The sequence below is a fragment of the Alkaliphilus flagellatus genome (assembly GCF_018919215.1).
Classification (GTDB): domain Bacteria; phylum Bacillota; class Clostridia; order Peptostreptococcales; family Natronincolaceae; genus Alkaliphilus_B; species Alkaliphilus_B flagellatus.
In genome coordinates this window covers 341731-359330 of the sequence record NZ_JAHLQK010000002.1, presented here as the reverse complement: position 1 = coordinate 359330, position 17600 = coordinate 341731, and the positions used below count along the sequence as shown (strand labels likewise).

Genomic DNA, 17600 nt, shown 5'->3' with positions numbered 1-17600 from the left:
AATATGAGAAAGCTGTTTTCATTGTGCATAACTACTGTTTTTGTAGCATATAATGTATGATATTTTTATTTTTATCTTGCCAGAATTTAACTTTTTATATTATAATGATATTAATGGCAATATTTTAACCAATTATTTCGAGTTGCAAAATTTTCATTTCAGAATGATATAATATAAATATATTACTGTTTTAAAGAACAGGAGGAATTAAAATGAAGTGCCCTATATGCGGTAATGAGAATACTGGAAAACTAAGTAAGTCTAGATATTTTTGTAGTAATTGTTTTGTGGAAATTTTCTACTCTAGAAAGGATCAGCTTCAACTTTTCAGAATATTAGAAGACGGGTCAGCACATCCTATTTGTGTTAGCTAAAAATGTCAATAAAGATTTATTACGTTAAAAAGTCGAATTGATAATATATCAATTCGACTTTTTTATTTACACATATCGTGATTTTTAAAATTTACACAAACTTCACACCTTTAAAAACTTACTAGTGACAACCTCCACCATCGTCGCTTTCTAAGGAAATCATAAAGCCTTTTCTAAACATCTTAGTGCCGTAATCCACCTTAACAGCTCCAAAACGCTTATGAAGATCTTTATCAACTACAAATTTTATACCATTTACATCTGTTTCTACATCTGTTTCTGTTGCCTCTTCCAGAGACAATGAAAAGCTGGGGCCCGCTCAGCCCATAGACGCTACATATATTCTTACACCCTTATCCTTTGCATTTTGTTTTAATATTTCTTCTCTAGCAGAATCAGTTAAATTTATATTCATAATTTTTCCTCCTTCTGGATATATAGTTTAATTAAGGCTATAGTATTTTGACTATAGCCTTATTAGTATATTACATTTATATACAAACATCCAAATTATTTTTATTTTACTTTTCCATAGATTTTACCAAATGGTAAAGTGTTCTTACAGCTACACCAGTTGCACCTTTAACATTGTAGCCTTTATCGCTAGATGTCATAACTGTACCAGCAATATCCATATGCACCCAAGGACGCTCTCCCACAAATTCTCCTAGGAATAATCCTGCAGTAATTGTACCAGCTCCTCTAACTCCAACATTCTTAAGGTCTGCTATATCACTTTTAATTAATTCCTTATACTCTGGAAATGAAGGTAATTGCCATACCCTTTCTCCTGCATTTTCAGCTGCTTTCTCTACCTGTTTTACAAAATCATCATTATTGGAAATGAGAGCCGTTGTTATATTACCTAGAGCAACAATACAAGCTCCTGTTAATGTAGCTAAATCTACTAATTTTGTAGCTCCTTGCTGTATGGCATATGTGATACAGTCAATAAGAACTAGTCGACCTTCTGCATCAGTATTCAGTACTTCTATTGTTTTTCCATCCATAGAAGTTAGAATATCTCCTGGCTTATAAGCTTTACCTGAAGGCATATTCTCACAAGCACCTACTATACCAATAACATTAACTTTTGGCTTAAGAGCTCCGATTACATCCATCGCACCTAATACGGAAGCACCTCCACCCATATCATTCTTCATTTCATCCATTCCTGCACCTGGCTTTAAGGATATTCCACCAGAATCAAAAGTTAATCCTTTTCCTACTAATCCTATGATTTCATCATTATTTTTGTTACCAAAATATTTTATAGCTATTAATTTAGGTGGTTCTTCACTTCCTTTAGTTACTCCTAAGAAGCTTCCCATTCCTAACTTTTCCATATCTTCTCTTTCTAGAATGCTAACTTCAAGACCATGTCTATTTGCAATTTCAATAGCTTTATTAGCCATTGCTGTCGGTGTTAATACATTACTTGGTTCATTAACAAGATCTCTAGCTATAATAGTACCATTTGCTAGTTTTTCTCCTACTCCAATTCCTTTTTCTAGTCGCTCATTTGCTGATACATCTTCATTTAGTATGTATAATTCTTTTATACCCAATTCTGATCCGCTTTTATCAGTTGTTTTATATTTATTAAATTTATATAATGCTAACATTGCCCCTTCCATAATGCACTGTCCAACCATCTCAGCAGCAATATTTCTATCTAAACCTATAGGCATAATTGCAACTGTGGTTGCTTTAACTTTTTCTACTTCCTTAACTGCCTTAGCCACTAATCTACGTATAGTATCTTCCTTAAGGTTTTCTTCCTGTCCAAGTCCTAATAACAGTATTTTCTTAGCTGGAACCTTACCAAGACTATGCACCAATAAGGTTTCTCCCTCTTTTCCTTTAAAGGACTCATTGCTGATCATTTCTGAAATAATGCCACCTAGTTGCTCATCAATGCTATGTAATGCACTACTTAAGCTTTTTACACCTTCATAAATACCAATGATTATTGCATCAGTCATAACATCTTTAATTTGATCTTTAATTACTTGCACCTTCATTCGAAAACCTCCATCATAAATAATTTTCATATTCGGTGTATTGCTAAGACTCCCGCTTCTATGAGCGGGATGTCAAGCACTACATCCTCGAGATAAGTACAACTATGGTCCAAAGAGAGTTAAAACTCTCTTTGGACCAAGTTTTCTTTATAATCTTTCTTCTACATTAATACCCTTTAATCCTTCAAATATACCAAAATAAAAAGTATTGCATTTAAATTTTAATTTTTCAAATAATTAGAGGAATTAGTTTTAAAAAATCGAATTACACTTAACATACAATATAAAATTATAATAAAAAATACTAGTCAATTACAGGAGTAACAGAAAGGGGTATTTAAATGAGAAAAATAGTCTTTATTTTTATTCTAGCTTTGTCCATTATTATGACATCATGTAGTGCTAAAGTGGATATGACAGATAAATCTCTCGAAACCGAAATTCAAATTACAAAACATCCAAAGGTAGCAAACTATGACAGAGGAAAGCTTGATGAGTTGTCCTCATTGGATTGGGATTTAGACCTTTTATGGCAGCTTGATTTAAGAAGCACCGATTTATCAAATTTAGATATTGAAGATAGAATTAATGATTTAATGTATGCAGATTTTGATAGTAAAACGAAATGGCCTGAAAAACTTCCTAAGGATTTTGATATTGATAAAATAATAGAATTTGGTAAAAATCCAGGACTCCAAGTAAATGAGTTACATAAAAAAGGAATAACAGGTAAAGGGATTGGTATAGCAATTATAGACCAAGTACTTCTTGTTGACCATGTAGAATATAAGGATAACCTTAAGTTCTACGAAGAAATACATAAGGTTAGTGAGGAAGCAGAAATGCATGGTCCAGCTGTGGCTTCCATTGCAGTTGGTAAAAGTGTAGGTGTTGCACCAGAGGCTGACCTCTATTACATTGCAGCACCTAATAGTGAAATTAAAAACAATATCACTGAATTGAACTTTACATGGTTGGCTCAGGCCATAAATAGAGTTTTAGAAATAAATGAACTTCTTCCAGAGGAAAATAAGATCAGAGTTATTTCAATTTCAGTAGCTTGGCATGAAGGCGAAGAAGGATATACTGAAGTTATGGAGGCTGTAAAAGAGGCAAAAAAACAAGGTATATTTGTTGTTTCAGCTGGCTTACAAGAAACCTACAATGGTTATTTCATAGGTCACTTAGGTAGAAGCCCTTTAAGCAACCCTAATGAGTTTTCTTCCTATGAACCAAATCTACATATAGCTAAGGGCTTTTATGATGGATCCCTTCGCTTACCCCAAGATGTATTATTAATGCCATCAGACTCAAGGGTAACAGCAAGCCCTACTGGTATAGAGGACTATGCATTTTATCGACAAGGAGGTGTAAGCTGGTCCATACCTTATATGGCAGGATTATATGCTTTAGCTTGTCAAGTTAATCCGGACATTACCCCAGCTACATTTTTGTCTAAAGCTCTAAGAACAGGGAAAACAATCACACTGCAAAAAAATGATAAACAATATAAGTTAGGAAACATAATATCTCCATTAGAACTAGTAACCGATTTAGAATCTAAAATGTAAAGTAAACACAGTCTGTGATTTTTTGCTACTATGCAAAACATAGCCCTCCATATTTAAATGTGGAGGGCTATGTTTTTATATAAGCTCTTCTTTTTCTAAATACTGTATAAAGGCATTTGTTAAATTATTTGTGTTTATATTATTTACAAATAACTTACCATCCTCTACAACTTTAAGTCTTGCCTTACCATCTGTAAAATTAAATCCATTTCCATACAATACTCTACTACCATTTATTGGCCAGAATGCATCTTTGCCATCTACCTTGTTTAGTCCAAAATATTCTGGTTTTGTCATTTCAATCTCTTGTAATATTTCAGCTGGACTATAATACTCAAAGTCTTTATTTAATGTGTTTGCAAGTTTTACAATTACCTGCCAATTTTCGTATTCAACAAGTGGCTTAATGGCTCTATTTAATCTTTGTATTCTTCTCTCAGTATTAGTGTAGGTTCCGCTGGATTCCGCAAAGCTTACAGCAGGTAAAACTACATCTGCCTTTTCAGCTGTATCTGTAAGATGGGTATCCTGAACCATTAGAAAATCTAAGTTATTAAGGTCAATATGGGGTATATCTTCTCCAAATACTAGTAGACCTCTAATATCTTTATTGTCTATAGATTTTTCTAACTCTTTATAGCCTTTAGAAACTCCCATGTCTTTAAGCCCTTGACTATTATTGTTTTGCTTTAATTGAATAATACCACTACGTGGCTTGCCAATATGTCCACTTAAAACTGCCATATTCGCTAAAAGCGCTGCAGCATCAGAGGTAATATTCTTCTGCTCAAATAGGATTATAGCCCTTTTAGATTTTCCATATATTTGTGCAATATCAGCAGCTTGAGGACTAATTTGAACATTTGATAAACTTTCCTTTAGTTCCTCAAATCCTTGACAACTATTAGCCTTAGGTGCAAAACCACCATTAATAAGAGCATTCAAGATTTCCTTTAAAAATAGCGTACTATTAGAAGGATTAACCTTAATATGAGCCATACCGTCTATTTTAGTTTTTTCAGGATTTATTACTATTAATTTAGCTCCTTGCTCTATAGCTTTTTTAATCTTAAATCCTGCTATAGGGTGATTTTTCATAATGTTGGATCCAACAAGAACAATGGTTTCTGCTCCAGTTAACTCATCAAATGTGTTAGTAGATGCATCATAACCTAAAACATCTTCAAGTCCACTCACAGTATTATTGAAGGAACCTATGTTTTGAGTTTTCAATACATCTTTACCAAACTTAGATATTAAATAAATTTCTTCGTTTGTATATCTGTCTGAAACGGAAACAGCTAAAGAATTGCTACCATATAAAAGCCCTAAGCTTTGTGCCTTTTTAGCTGTATACAGTAGAGCCTCATCCCAGGTTACTTCTTCTAACTTTCCTTCTTTTCTAATTAATGGCTTAGTTATTCTCTTTCCAGCTTGAGCTCCATCAAAACCAAAACGTCCCTTTGCACAAAGAAGCTCATCGTCTAAAGGATTTTCTTTTCTAGGTAATGCCCTAACTAATAGATCTCCTTTAGTATTTAAATCCATATTACAACCCACACTACAATGTGAACAAACCGTATGAGTTGTTTTAGTAACAAGAGGTACAGATTTCTCTATAGTTAATCTTTCTTGCAATGCTCCAGTAGGACATACACTTATACACTGACCACAACTTACACAATCTGTATCCTTTAAAGGCAGATCAAAAGCTGGTTGAACTATAGTATCGAAGCCTCTATTTAAAAGTCCAAGAGCAGTAGCACCTACAACTTCATCACAAACCCTAACACAAAGTCCACATAAAATACATTTATCAGAATTTCTAATGATGAACGGATGCCCATCATCCTCTTGACGATAGTGCATTTCTCCAGATAATCTTTGGGGTTCTACTTTATATTCATTAGAGTATTCTAACAACTTACATTCGAATACATCATGGCAACCACACTCTAAACAACGCATAGCATCTCTTTTAGCATCTTCCTCTGTATATCCTGTAACGATTTCCTCAAAATTTTTCTTTCTTACCTCTGGTGCTAAATGAGACATTTTAGGTCTATATTCTCTTTTTATATGAGCAAATTCTTCTTCTGGTACATTATCTCTAGTCACATAGAAAGGATTTTCATAGGGAATAACTCTGCCTTCTAAATATTTACAAATTATATCTGCCGCTTTCTTTCCTTCTCCAATTGCAGTAATAGCAATATCAGGACCTTTATTAGTAGCATCTCCTCCTGCAAATACTCCAGGTAAATTTGTAAGGAACGAGTTTTCATCGGCATAAATAGTTCCCCATCTAGTCAGTGAAATATCTTCAAAACCTTTTATATCTACCTGTTGGCCTATTGCAGCTATAACAGAATCTACTTCGATTATATCTTCTTCACCTTCTATTGGAATCGGTCTTCTTCTGCCTCTTTCATCTGGCTCACCTAACTTCATTTTTTGAAGTCTTACTTTAGACACTTTCCCATTTTCTCCTATTATTTCGATAGGATTAACTAAAAACTTGAAGTTAACTCCTTCTTCTTCTGCTTCTTCTATTTCTACCGCTTCTGCAGGCATTTCATCCTTTGTTCTTCTATATATGTTATAGACTTCTTTTGCACCTAATCTGATGGCTGTTCTACAAGCATCCATAGCTGTATTTCCACCACCAACTACTGCCACCCTTTCACCTATTCTAATAGGCTCATTAACTGCAAATTTACTTAAAAAGTCTATTCCTCCAATAACTCCTTGTAGGTCTTCTCCAGCACAGTTAAGCTTTGTACTGTTCCATGCACCTATTGCAACATATACCCCATCGTAATTTTCTCTTAAATGAGTTAGGTCTATGTCTTTACCAATTTTAATATTGGTTAGCATTTCTACTCCCATTTTTTTAATAATATCAATTTCCTTATTTAAGACTTCCTTTGGTAATCTATATTGTGGAATACCGTATCTTAGCATACCACCAAGCTCTGGCATTGCCTCGTATATAACTGGTTTATGCCCTTCTTTAGCTAAATAGTAGGCAGCAGTAAGTCCACTTGGCCCTCCACCGATAATAGCTACGCTTTTACCTGTAGATGGTTTCATTTCTGGCATAAATACATTAGGGTCTTTTAGATCAATGTCCGCTACAAAGCTCTTTAACCAAGCAATTGAAATTGGATCATCTAAGGTTTGTCTTCTACAGGCAGTTTCACAAGGATGAGGACAAACTCTACCTATGCTAGCTGGTAGTGGTAGTTTTTCCTTTATTAATTCTACTGCTTCTTTATATTGTCCATTGGCAATAAGCCCTACATATCCTTGACAATCTGTACCCGCCGGACAGGCTAAAACGCAAGGTGGTCTACAATCTCCAACGTGATCTGATAAAAGTAGTTCTAAGGCAATCTTCCTTGACCCCTTAACTCTTTGCGTATTAGTAGCAACTATCATACCATCAGCAGCTTCTGTAGCACAGGCTCTTAAAAGCTTAGGTGTGCCTTCTACTTCAACAACACAAAGCCCACAGGAACCATATATCTTAACTCTTTCATCATAGCAAAGTGTGGGAATTTCAATGTTGTTAGCTTTTGCTACTTCTAAAATAGTCTGTCCCTTATGTCCAATTACTTCGGTACCATTTATATTCATCCTAATATTAGGCATTTTTTATTCCCCCCTATGTGTATTAGTCAACTGTCACTGCGCTAAACTTGCAAACTTCATAACACTTACCACACTTAATACATATTTCTTGGTTAATTTTATGAGCTTCTTTACGTTCTCCTGCAATAGCATTAACAGGGCAGTTCCGTTTACAAAGACCACATCCAATACATTTATCATCTAAAATCATATATTCTAATAAATTAGTACATTGCTTAGCGGGACACTTCTTATCATTAATATGACGCTCATATTCATCTCTAAAGTACCTAATAGTGCTTAGTACTGGATTTGGTGCTGATTGACCTAGTCCACATAAGGATCCTTCCTTTATTTTTTCTCCTAGATCTTCTAAAAGTTCGATGTCTCCTTCTCGTCCTTCACCCTCACAAATTCTGTTTAATATCTCTAGCATCCTTTTTGTACCTATTCTACAGTGAATACACTTTCCACAGGATTCTTTACGGGTAAAGTCTAGGAAAAATCTTGCCATATCTACCATACAGGTTGTTTCATCCATAACAACCATACCGCCAGAACCCATAATAGCTCCTACTCTAGAAATAGACTCATAGTCCACTGATGTATCTAAAAGATTAGCAGGTATACATCCTCCAGATGGCCCACCCATTTGTACTGCCTTAAACTGTTTATTGTCGATAATCCCTCCACCTATATCAAATATTACTTCCCTTAGAGGTATTCCCATAGGAACTTCGACTAGTCCACCTTTATTAATTTTGCCAGTTAGAGCAAAAACTTTTGTCCCTTTACTATTTTCTGTACCCATAGAAGAAAATGCACTTCCACCGTTTGCTAATATCCACGGTACATTTGCAAAGGTTTCAACATTATTAATATTAGTAGGCTTATCCCAATAGCCTTTTTGTGCTGGGAAGGGAGGCTTTAATCTAGGCATACCTCTCTCACCTTGTAGAGACTCAATAAGTGCTGTTTCCTCCCCACATACAAATGCCCCTGCACCTGCTTTAATTCTTAAATCAAAATCAAATTTATCTAATCCAAAAATGTTTTTTCCTAAATAACCTCTAATTCTAGCTTGTTCTATTGCATTATTTAATCGTTTTATAGCCAATGGATACTCGGCTCTTACATAAACAATTCCCTCCGAAGCTCCTATTGCATATCCGTTTATTATCATTCCCTCTATTAAATTATGAGGATCACCTTCTAATATACTCCTATCCATAAAGGCGCCTGGATCACCTTCGTCTGCATTACAAACCACGTATTTAACATTCCCTGGAGATTGCTTTGCTGCATTCCACTTAAACCATGTTGGAAAACCTGCTCCTCCTCTTCCCTTTAACCCTGCAATTTTAATCTCTTCTATAACATCCTCTGGGGTCATACTTTCAAGACATTTTTTAAGAGCCTTATATCCGCCAGAAGCTATATATTCATCAATACTTTCTGGATTGATTACTCCACAGTTTTTTAAAGCCACACGTTTTTGTTTAGATAGAATACCTTTATCAATCTCATCTATTAAATACTTATTTGAGTTCTCGTTATTTTGAGCTATACCATTAACAATTTCCTTAGCCATTTTAGCATCAACTTTTACAAAAACTGTTTTTTCTCCATTATCATCAATAAAATCTACAATTGGTTCTAAATAGCACATTCCTATGCAGCCAGTAGTAGTTAGCTCTACATCTATATTCATACTTTTTATTTCTTCTGCTATGGCATCATATACTTTATTAGCACCGGCAGCTATCCCACAGCTACCTTGCCCCACAATAATTTTCATATATTAAGCCCCCTTTATTTGTTGTTTATCCTTAATTTCCCTAATAATGCTCTTTGTTTTTTCTGGTGTTAACTTACCATATGTTTCATCATTTATCATCATTACTGGTGATAGGCTACAACAACCTAGACAGGCTACATTTATTAAAGTGAATAAATTATCTTCTGTTGTTTCTCCGTCTTTTATTTTTAATTCTTCATTAATTGCTTCCTCAATACCCTTAGATCCATTTACATGACAGGCGGTACCTTGACAAAGCATTATTAAATTTTCACCTACTGGTTTTAACCGAAATTGAGTATAGAATGTAGCAACGCCATGTATCTTAGCAGGCTTAATACCAGTCTTCTTAGCTATATAGTTTAGAGCATCTATTGGTAAATAGTTATAGTGCTCCTGAACATCTTGTAAAATGCTAATAAGACTCCCTTTTTTCCCCTCATACTTACTAAGAATTGATGCCAACTTGCCCTCATCCTGGACTGTAACATTTGCTGTGCTCTTATAATCCTTTTTTTCTTCACAACAAGCCATTTATCCCCACTCCTTCCAACATAGATGTGTTTTTGTAGTATAAAAATATATTTTATTCTACAAAAACTTCAATAACCTATTAATATCCTCTAAGCTTTATCTTAATAAATAGTTAAAAAATAAACGTTGACTGACCATTTAAAACATTTCAACTATATAATAACATGGTACTAAAATCTTGTAAACGACTTTTAGGTTAAGTAATCTTCTTATTTTTGGAAGTATATCTTTTGCTTTTAATATATCATCTATTTAAAAATATGTTTGAATTTTCTATAAACTTATAGTAATATATTTATAATTATACTTGATTCAATAGCCAGTTTTTTTAAAACTTTTGTATCAAGTAGAAAAACTTAAATAAAGTCTACCTCTTTAAATCACAGGAGTTAGGGTTCGGGCTAGATGATAACTTAACTTAAGCAGAGTATTAATTTACGTATTTTGGAAGGGAGGATTGGATTTAAAATATAGCTTAATTATTAAAACAGAATAGTTAATTAATTAACATTATTTTGGGGGAGGAATTTATTTTTATGAAAACAAAAAAAGAAGCCACGCTTGTTCATGCTTTAATCCCTATTGCTGTATTGGTAGCATCCTTATTTATAGCAATTACAAAGTTTGAAGCGGATCCTCATATTCCTATAATTGTTGCTATTGTAGTAGCTGCTGGAATAGCTATATTCTCATTAGGATATAAATGGGATGAGATAGAAAAGGGATCAATTGAAACTATTCAAATGGCAATGCAAGCTATATTAATATTAATGATAATAGGTACTGTAATTGGGGTTTGGATTTTAAGTGGCACAGTTCCTACAATGATTTATTACGGATTAAAGATTTTATCACCTGGAATATTCTTAGTAGCTACATCAATCATATGTGCCATAGTTTCTCTAGCTACAGGTAGTTCTTGGACTACAGCCGGTACTGTAGGTATAGCACTTATGGGAGTTGGTCAAGGATTAGGTATACCTATGGAAATAGTAGCCGGTGCAATTGTTTCAGGTGCATACTTTGGAGATAAGATGTCACCTCTTTCAGATACTACAAATCTAGCACCTGCAATGGCAGGAACTACACTATTTGAGCATATACAGCATATGCTTTATACTACTCTTCCTAGCTTTATAATAGCACTAATTTTATATGGTATTATAGGTATTAAATATTCAGGGCAAGTACTAGATACAGCTAATATCGATATTATTTTAAATGGAATATCAAGCAACTTTAATATTTCACCTTTACTCTTACTTCCACCAGTTATAGTTATTATTTTAGTAGTACTTAAAATTCCTGCACTACCAGGCTTAATTGCGGGTACTACAATTGGTGGTATATTTGCTGCCATATTCCAAAAGTCCAACATAGGAGATATTATAAATGCTGCTCACTATGGTTTCGAAATTGAAAGTGGTGTTGAAATGGTTGATGAGCTTTTAAACCGTGGTGGATTAGACTCTATGATGTGGACAGTTTCCCTAATTTTATTAGCTATGACATTTGGCGGTATTATGGAAAAAACCGGAATGCTTCAAGCTATTGGGAATAATATTTTAAGATTTGCCAACAGTACAGGTTCATTAATTACAGCTACTATTTTAACTAGTATAGCAGTTAACTTCCTTGCTGCAGACCAGTATCTATCAATCGTAATACCTGGTAGAATGTACAAAGATGTTTATGATGAAAGGGGAATTCATCCTAAAGTATTATCAAGAACCTTAGAGGATGCAGGTACTTTAACATCAGCATTAATACCTTGGAACACCTGTGGAGCTTTTATGCACAGTGCTCTATTAGTTTCACCATTTGCATTTGCACCATTTGCTTTCTTAAATATAATTAATCCTATTGTTGCTATAATTTATGGATATACTGGATTTAGTATTACCAAGGTAGATAATAATGAAAAAAAAAGGGCAGTAAGTAAATAAGGATTATCTAATAACATTGTATCGAATTCTAGATACTAAAAAAACCTCGAGCTTCTTCGAGGTTTTTTTAGTATTCTTATTTATTTAAGTATTCTTATTTATTTAGATGTACTTTTTAATGCACTTTTAACAGCTTCTTTAATTCCTGTACTTGAGAAAGTCGCTCCTGATACATCATCAACTTCAACAGTTTGCTTTTCAACCATAGCATTTGCTAATTCTTCTAGGGCAACATCACCAATTCCCTCTGTTTCACTTTGCTCTAAAATTTCTACTTTAGCAAGCTTTCCGTCTTTAACTTCAACCTTTACTTTAACATCTCCATGGAAGCCTTCAGCAGCTCCTTCATAAACTCCATCAACAAATTCAATTTCCTCAACAGCTTCTACAGTTTCTGCAGAACCAGCAGATAATAAAGCATTTTTAACAGCTTCTTTAATTCCTTTGCTTGAGAAAGTTGCTCCTGATACATTGTCAATTTCAATATTTTGCTCTGTAACCATATTTTTTGCAAGTTCTTCTAAAGCAACATCACCGATTCCTTCTGTTTCATCCTGCTCTAAAACCTCTACAATTACAAGCTTTCCATCTTTAACTTCTACTTTAACTTTAATATCTCCATGGAAGCCTTCTGCAGCTCCTTCATAAACTCCATCAATAAATTCAATTTCTTCAACAGTTTCTTCTGCCCCACCAGTTCCTCCTGCTAAAGCATTTTTAACAGCTTCCATTACAGCATTACTTGAGAATGTAGCTCCAGTTGATACATCAACATCTATTTTTTGTTCTGCAATAATTCTATCAATAACTTCTTGAGCTCCTACGTCACCGATCCCTTCAGTTTCGCCATGCTCTAATAATTCTATAGAAGTGATCTTTCCGCCATCTACTTTAACTTTAAGCTTAAGAACTCCGTGGAATCCTTCTGCTTCACCTTCAAACTCTCCATCTGTAAAGCTTTGTGATCCTCCAGCACCAGCTAAAGCATTTTTAACAGCTTCCATTACACCATTACTTGAGAATGTAGCTCCAGATGATACATCCACATCTGTTTTTTGCTCTGCAACAATGCTTGCAATAACTGCTTCTGCTCCCTTGTCGCCGATTCCTTCTGTTTCACCATGCTCTAATAGCTCTATAGAAGCAATCTTTCCACCTTCTACTGTAACCTTAACTTTAATTGCTCCTGCGAATCCTTCTCCTTCACCTTCGTATACACCGTCTGTATAAGTAGCAGCTGAAGCTGGATTCGCTTTACCTGACATAAACATTCCGCCTGCCAAAATACCAATTGCTAATATAGGCATTAAAATAAGTGCAATTTTTTGTTGTTTATCCACAACTAGACACCTCCAAAATTGTTATAATTGTATCACACTATATCATCATACCATAGTTCTTGTCTTTTTAAAACAACTTTTTAATAATGTAGATTAATCAATATACGTTATTTATTACTTGCTCATTTCATATTGTTTTACAATTATATTTTTAAGTGTATGCCATGCTAAAACTGCACATTTAATCCTAGCCGGAAAGTCTGAAACCCCTTGTAGAATCTGGGCATCCTCCAGAATTTCATAATCCCCATCTTCCTTTTTAATCATCTTCAAAAATTCATCAATAAGTTCTAAAACTTCTTCTACATTTCTTCCCTTTATAAGATCAATAAGCATAGAAGTAGAAGCCTGGCTTATAGCACAGCCCTTACCTTTAAAAGCTACATCCTCAATAATATTTCTATTAAACTTTACCTGTAGCGTTATATCATCACCACAAAGGGGATTATATCCCCTCTCACATATGTGATCCCCCTCCATTTCTCTACGATGAGGGGAATTTTCATAGTGCTCTAAAATAACTTGAGAATATAATTGGTTAAGATCCATATTTAAACCACTTCCTTATATTTTTAAGTCTATCAATAAATATCTCTACTTCCTCCATAGTGTTGTAAATATAAAAGCTTGCCCTAGATGTAGCTGGTACATCTAAGTATTTCATTAAAGGTTGGGCACAATGATGACCACTTCTAACAGCAATACCATCTTGATCTAATATAGTAGCCACATCATGGGGATGAACTCCCTTTACACTAAAGGAAATAACTCCTCCTCTGTTTTCCATATTTAAAGGTCCGTGTATTTTTATAAAATCTAAAGAGGACATTTTTTTTATTGCAAAGGAAGTAAGCTGCCTTTCATGCTCTAAAATTTTATCCATTCCTATGGATTGCAAATAGTCAATAGCACTTACAAGACCAATAGTTCCACCTACATTTGGTGTCCCTGCCTCAAACTTTAGTGGAGCTGGTGCAAAGGTTGCACTTTGCTCCTCCACTTCTGCAATCATTTCTCCACCAAAGAGAAATGGGTTTACTTGATCTAACATATTTTCCTTAATATATAGTACACCTATCCCCATTGGCCCACACATTTTATGAGCAGAGAACACTAGAAAATCACAGTCTAGTTTAGACACATCAACCGGCATATGTGGAACACTTTGAGCTCCATCTACCAAAACCCTCGCTCCTTTTTCATGGGCTAGACTAATAATTTCCTCTACAGGATTGATAATACCTAAAACATTAGACATATGCTGAATTGTTACTAGCTTTACTTTACTATTAATCATTTTTCTATACTGGTCTATATCTAATCTTTCATTCTCTGTCAAATAAATATATTTTAAAATTGCTCCAGTTTTTTGTGCAACGTATTGCCAAGGGAGTATATTACTGTGATGTTCTGCTATAGTAAGAATAATTTCATCTCCTGCTTTAAGATGATCCATAGCCCAAGCATATGCTATTAAATTTATCCCTTCTGTAGCATTTCTTGTAAATATAATTGAACTTGAGTTAGACGCTCCTATAAAGCCTGCAACTCTTTCTCTTGCAGTTTCATGGGCCTCCGTAGCCATTATACTTAAGTAGTGTGCTCCACGATGGATATTGGCATTTTGCTCCTTATAGTATCTCTCCATAGCCTTAATTACTTGAACAGGTTTTTGAGTAGTGGCTCCACTATCTAAATATATTAAGGGTTTTCCGTAGGCAGTTGTCTGAAGTATAGGAAAATCTTTTCTTATTTGTTTAATATCAAAAGTATTATCCATGGATAATCCTCCTTGTAACTTCCTCTTCTACAATTTTTCGTATCTCTACCACAGGAATTTTATCTATCATAGGTCTAAAAGAGCCCTCTATAATAAGTTTTTTTGCTTCCAACATAGATAGTCCCCTACTCATCAAGTAATAAAGCTTACTTTCTTCTAATTGCCCTGCACTAGCTGCATGATTAGCTTTTACATCGTCCTCTTCACAAAGCAACACAGGTAAAGCATCGCAGCGGACTTCCTTATCTAACAAGAGAACTGTTTGACTTTCTGCTCCAACAGATTTTTTAGCACCCTTTTTCAAGTCTAAGTTACCTCTAAAAATAGAGTAGGATTTATCCTTTAATGCTCCGTGGCTTTGAATATCACTATTTGAATTAGCACCTAGATGTATCATTTGATAAGACATATCTAGTTTTCTTTCTCCATCACCTAAAAATAAAGACTTAAGTGTACCTTCGCTTCCTCTTTCGTCTAAATAGGTGCTGAAATCTGTTGCACTCAAAAAACTTCCCATTTCAATTGTGTACCAATTTACCCTTGCATCTCCTTCTACTATAGCGATGTTAGAGTCAAAGTGATAGGAACTATCCTGCATTCTTTGTAGTTTAACAATATTTACTTCTGAATCTGCCTTTGCAATTATTTTAGTAACTCCATTGTGGAATAGGTCATCCATTCCATTCTCGCTATTGTAGTCTATTACAATGGTAACCTTACTGCTCTGTTCTGCCAAAATAATGTTGTAATCTAATAGTAGTGGGTTATCTCTATCCAATCTGTAATCAATTTTAATAACATTTGAAACCTGAGTATTTTTAGGAACATGGAGCATTATTCCAGCATTGTAAAAGGCTTCAACCATTGATGTAAACTTTTTGCCAACGCCGAAACTTTTATTTATATTAATGACTTCCTTAACTTTAGAGTTATTATTAAGGGCAGCTGATATTTTCTCTAGGCCAAATTCAGTTTCTACTCCCATTTTAAAATATGGATATTCATATCTACTGTAACTTGGAACTTTGAAATCATTTAGCTTTACCCTCTTCCACTTTGGCACAGATTCATTCAAAAACAATTTTAATGCTTTATTTCTTTCCTCTTGCACATATAGAGAATCTTCTCTACTTATTTCTGTACAAGTATTTTCATCCATTGGCTGTACTATTATCATTTTTCTCCCTCCTAACCTATTGCTCCTTCTAGCTCTAGTTTAATTAATCGATTAAGTTCAACCGCATATTCTAAAGGCAAAGAGTTTGCAATAGGTTCAACAAATCCCCTTACGATCATTGCTTTTGCCTCTTGTTCTCCAATTCCTCTACTCATCAAATAATATATTTGTTCTTCGCTAATCCTTCCTACCTTTGCTTCATGCCCAATATCTATATCATCATTCATAAGTTCAATAATCGGTACAGTATCCGCTCTTGATTCATTATCTAACATTAGGGATTCACACTCCACATTTGCCTTGCAACCATGTGCATTAGGAGCAACTCTTAATAATCCCCTGTAAAATGCAATACCTCCATCCTTAGAAATACTCTTTGAAATAACTCTAGATGTTGTATTAGGTGCAGCATGGATTATTTTAGATCCTGTATCTAAGTTTTGACCCTTAGCTGAAAAGGTAATTTGAGTATGGTCCACCTTTGCACCTTCACCCTTTAAAACTGTACAAGGATATAGCATAGAAACTTTACTGCCAAAGGACCCAGATACCCATTCCATTATTCCATCTTTTTCAACGATAACCCTCTTTGTATTTAAGTTATAAGTATTACGACTCCAGTTTTCAATTGTACTATATCTTAATCTAGCACCTTCCTTTACGAAAAGCTCCACGCAACCCGCATGTAGGTTATGGACTGAATATTGGGGCGCTGAGCATCCTTCAATAAAGTGAAGTTCTGCCCCTTTATCTACAATAATTAAAGTATGCTCAAACTGCCCAGAACCTGGAGCATTCATTCTAAAGTATGCTTGTAGTGGGATTTCTACCTTCACCCCAGGTGGCACATAAACAAAGCTACCTCCACTCCACACTGCACCATGTAAGGCTGCAAATTTATGATCATTTGGAGGAACACATTTCGTCATAAAATATTCCTTAACCATTTCTCCATGATCTCTTACAGCAGTTTCCATATCAGTGAATATAACACCTTGCTTTGCTAATTCATCTTGCATACTGTGGTATACTACTTCCGAATCGTATTGGGCCCCTACACCTGCCAAGGCTTCCCTTTCTGCCTTTGGAATGCCTAACAACTCAAAGGTATTTTTAATATCATCTGGCACATCATCCCAAGTATGATTCATTTTAGTGTCTGGTCTTAAATAAGTAATTATTTCATCTAGATCTAGTTCACTAAGATCTACCCCCCAAGTCGGGATTGGTTTGCTATTGTAAATATCTAAGGACTTTAATCGAAAATCTCTCATCCAATCTGGCTCATTCTTTTGGTTGGATATGGCTTCAACTATTTCTCTTGTTAGACCTTTTTCTGTTTTATAGCTAAATCTAACTTCATTTTTAACGTCATAACGACTAAAATCGATATCTTCTATATATTTTTTGCTCACTTATTTTA

At 34.5% G+C, this 17600-nt stretch carries 13 protein-coding genes; 3 read left to right on the top strand and 10 right to left on the bottom strand.

The window, feature by feature from the left end:
- Positions 1 to 212 precede the first annotated feature (212 nt).
- Positions 213 to 374: a hypothetical protein gene (locus KQI88_RS06595; RefSeq protein ID WP_212381595.1), complete on the top strand. Its 162-nt coding sequence runs from the start codon at positions 213 to 215 to the stop codon at positions 372 to 374.
- 121 nt (positions 375 to 495) lie between these two features.
- Here KQI88_RS06595 and KQI88_RS06590 read toward each other — a convergent pair whose 3' ends face one another.
- Together KQI88_RS06590 and KQI88_RS06585 are read right to left on the bottom strand one after the other, a co-directional pair.
- Positions 496 to 675 carry a hypothetical protein gene (locus tag KQI88_RS06590; RefSeq protein WP_216415559.1) on the bottom strand — a complete coding sequence of 60 codons (180 nt, stop codon included), beginning with the start codon at positions 673 to 675 and terminating at the stop codon, positions 496 to 498.
- 220 nt (positions 676 to 895) lie between these two features.
- Complete coding sequence (locus KQI88_RS06585; protein WP_216415558.1) at positions 896 to 2398, bottom strand: leucyl aminopeptidase; 1503 nt, start codon at positions 2396 to 2398, stop codon at positions 896 to 898.
- Between the two features lie 341 nt (positions 2399 to 2739).
- Between KQI88_RS06585 and KQI88_RS06580 the strand changes: the two genes are divergently transcribed.
- Positions 2740 to 3969, top strand: a complete 1230-nt coding sequence (locus KQI88_RS06580) for a S8/S53 family peptidase (protein ID WP_216415557.1) — start codon at positions 2740 to 2742, stop codon at positions 3967 to 3969.
- Positions 3970 to 4044: 75 nt separating this feature from the next.
- On the opposite strand, the gene KQI88_RS06575 is transcribed toward KQI88_RS06580, so the two are convergent.
- The 3 genes from KQI88_RS06575 to nuoE are packed head-to-tail and all read right to left on the bottom strand — an operon-like array spanning position 4045 to position 9934.
- Positions 4045 to 7623 carry a molybdopterin-dependent oxidoreductase gene (locus tag KQI88_RS06575; RefSeq protein ID WP_216415556.1) on the bottom strand — a complete coding sequence of 1193 codons (3579 nt, stop codon included), beginning with the start codon at positions 7621 to 7623 and terminating at the stop codon, positions 4045 to 4047.
- Positions 7624 to 7645: 22 nt separating this feature from the next.
- Positions 7646 to 9400 carry an NADH-quinone oxidoreductase subunit NuoF gene (locus KQI88_RS06570; RefSeq protein WP_216415555.1) on the bottom strand — a complete coding sequence of 585 codons (1755 nt, stop codon included), beginning with the start codon at positions 9398 to 9400 and terminating at the stop codon, positions 7646 to 7648.
- Between the two features lie 3 nt (positions 9401 to 9403).
- On the bottom strand, positions 9404 to 9934 hold the full coding sequence (gene nuoE / locus KQI88_RS06565; protein ID WP_216415554.1) for an NADH-quinone oxidoreductase subunit NuoE: 531 nt from the start codon (positions 9932 to 9934) through the stop codon (positions 9404 to 9406).
- Between the two features lie 536 nt (positions 9935 to 10470).
- Here nuoE and nhaC point away from each other — a divergent pair.
- Positions 10471 to 11880, top strand: coding sequence for a Na+/H+ antiporter NhaC (nhaC, locus tag KQI88_RS06560; protein ID WP_216415553.1), 1410 nt, complete (start codon positions 10471 to 10473; stop codon positions 11878 to 11880).
- Between the two features lie 98 nt (positions 11881 to 11978).
- Here nhaC and KQI88_RS06555 read toward each other — a convergent pair whose 3' ends face one another.
- The 5 genes from KQI88_RS06555 to sufB form a co-directional block, all read right to left on the bottom strand.
- On the bottom strand, positions 11979 to 13220 hold the full coding sequence (locus KQI88_RS06555) for an FMN-binding protein (RefSeq protein ID WP_216415552.1): 1242 nt from the start codon (positions 13218 to 13220) through the stop codon (positions 11979 to 11981).
- A gap of 114 nt (positions 13221 to 13334) precedes the next feature.
- Positions 13335 to 13769 (bottom strand): Fe-S cluster assembly sulfur transfer protein SufU, encoded by a 435-nt coding sequence (gene sufU, locus KQI88_RS06550; RefSeq protein WP_216415551.1) that lies wholly within the window; start codon positions 13767 to 13769, stop codon positions 13335 to 13337.
- The gene (locus KQI88_RS06545; RefSeq protein ID WP_216415550.1) at positions 13759 to 15000 is read right to left on the bottom strand and encodes a cysteine desulfurase; all 1242 of its coding nucleotides are present in this window, start codon (positions 14998 to 15000) and stop codon (positions 13759 to 13761) included. The genes sufU and KQI88_RS06545 overlap by 11 nt, the downstream gene beginning before the upstream one ends.
- A complete protein-coding gene (gene sufD / locus KQI88_RS06540; protein WP_216415549.1) occupies positions 14993 to 16177 on the bottom strand; it encodes a Fe-S cluster assembly protein SufD in 1185 nt (394 codons plus the stop codon). Before sufD ends, KQI88_RS06545 begins: the two co-directional genes overlap by 8 nt.
- An 11-nt stretch (positions 16178 to 16188) precedes the next feature.
- On the bottom strand, positions 16189 to 17592 hold the full coding sequence (gene sufB, locus KQI88_RS06535) for a Fe-S cluster assembly protein SufB (protein WP_216415548.1): 1404 nt from the start codon (positions 17590 to 17592) through the stop codon (positions 16189 to 16191).
- Positions 17593 to 17600 lie beyond the last annotated feature (8 nt).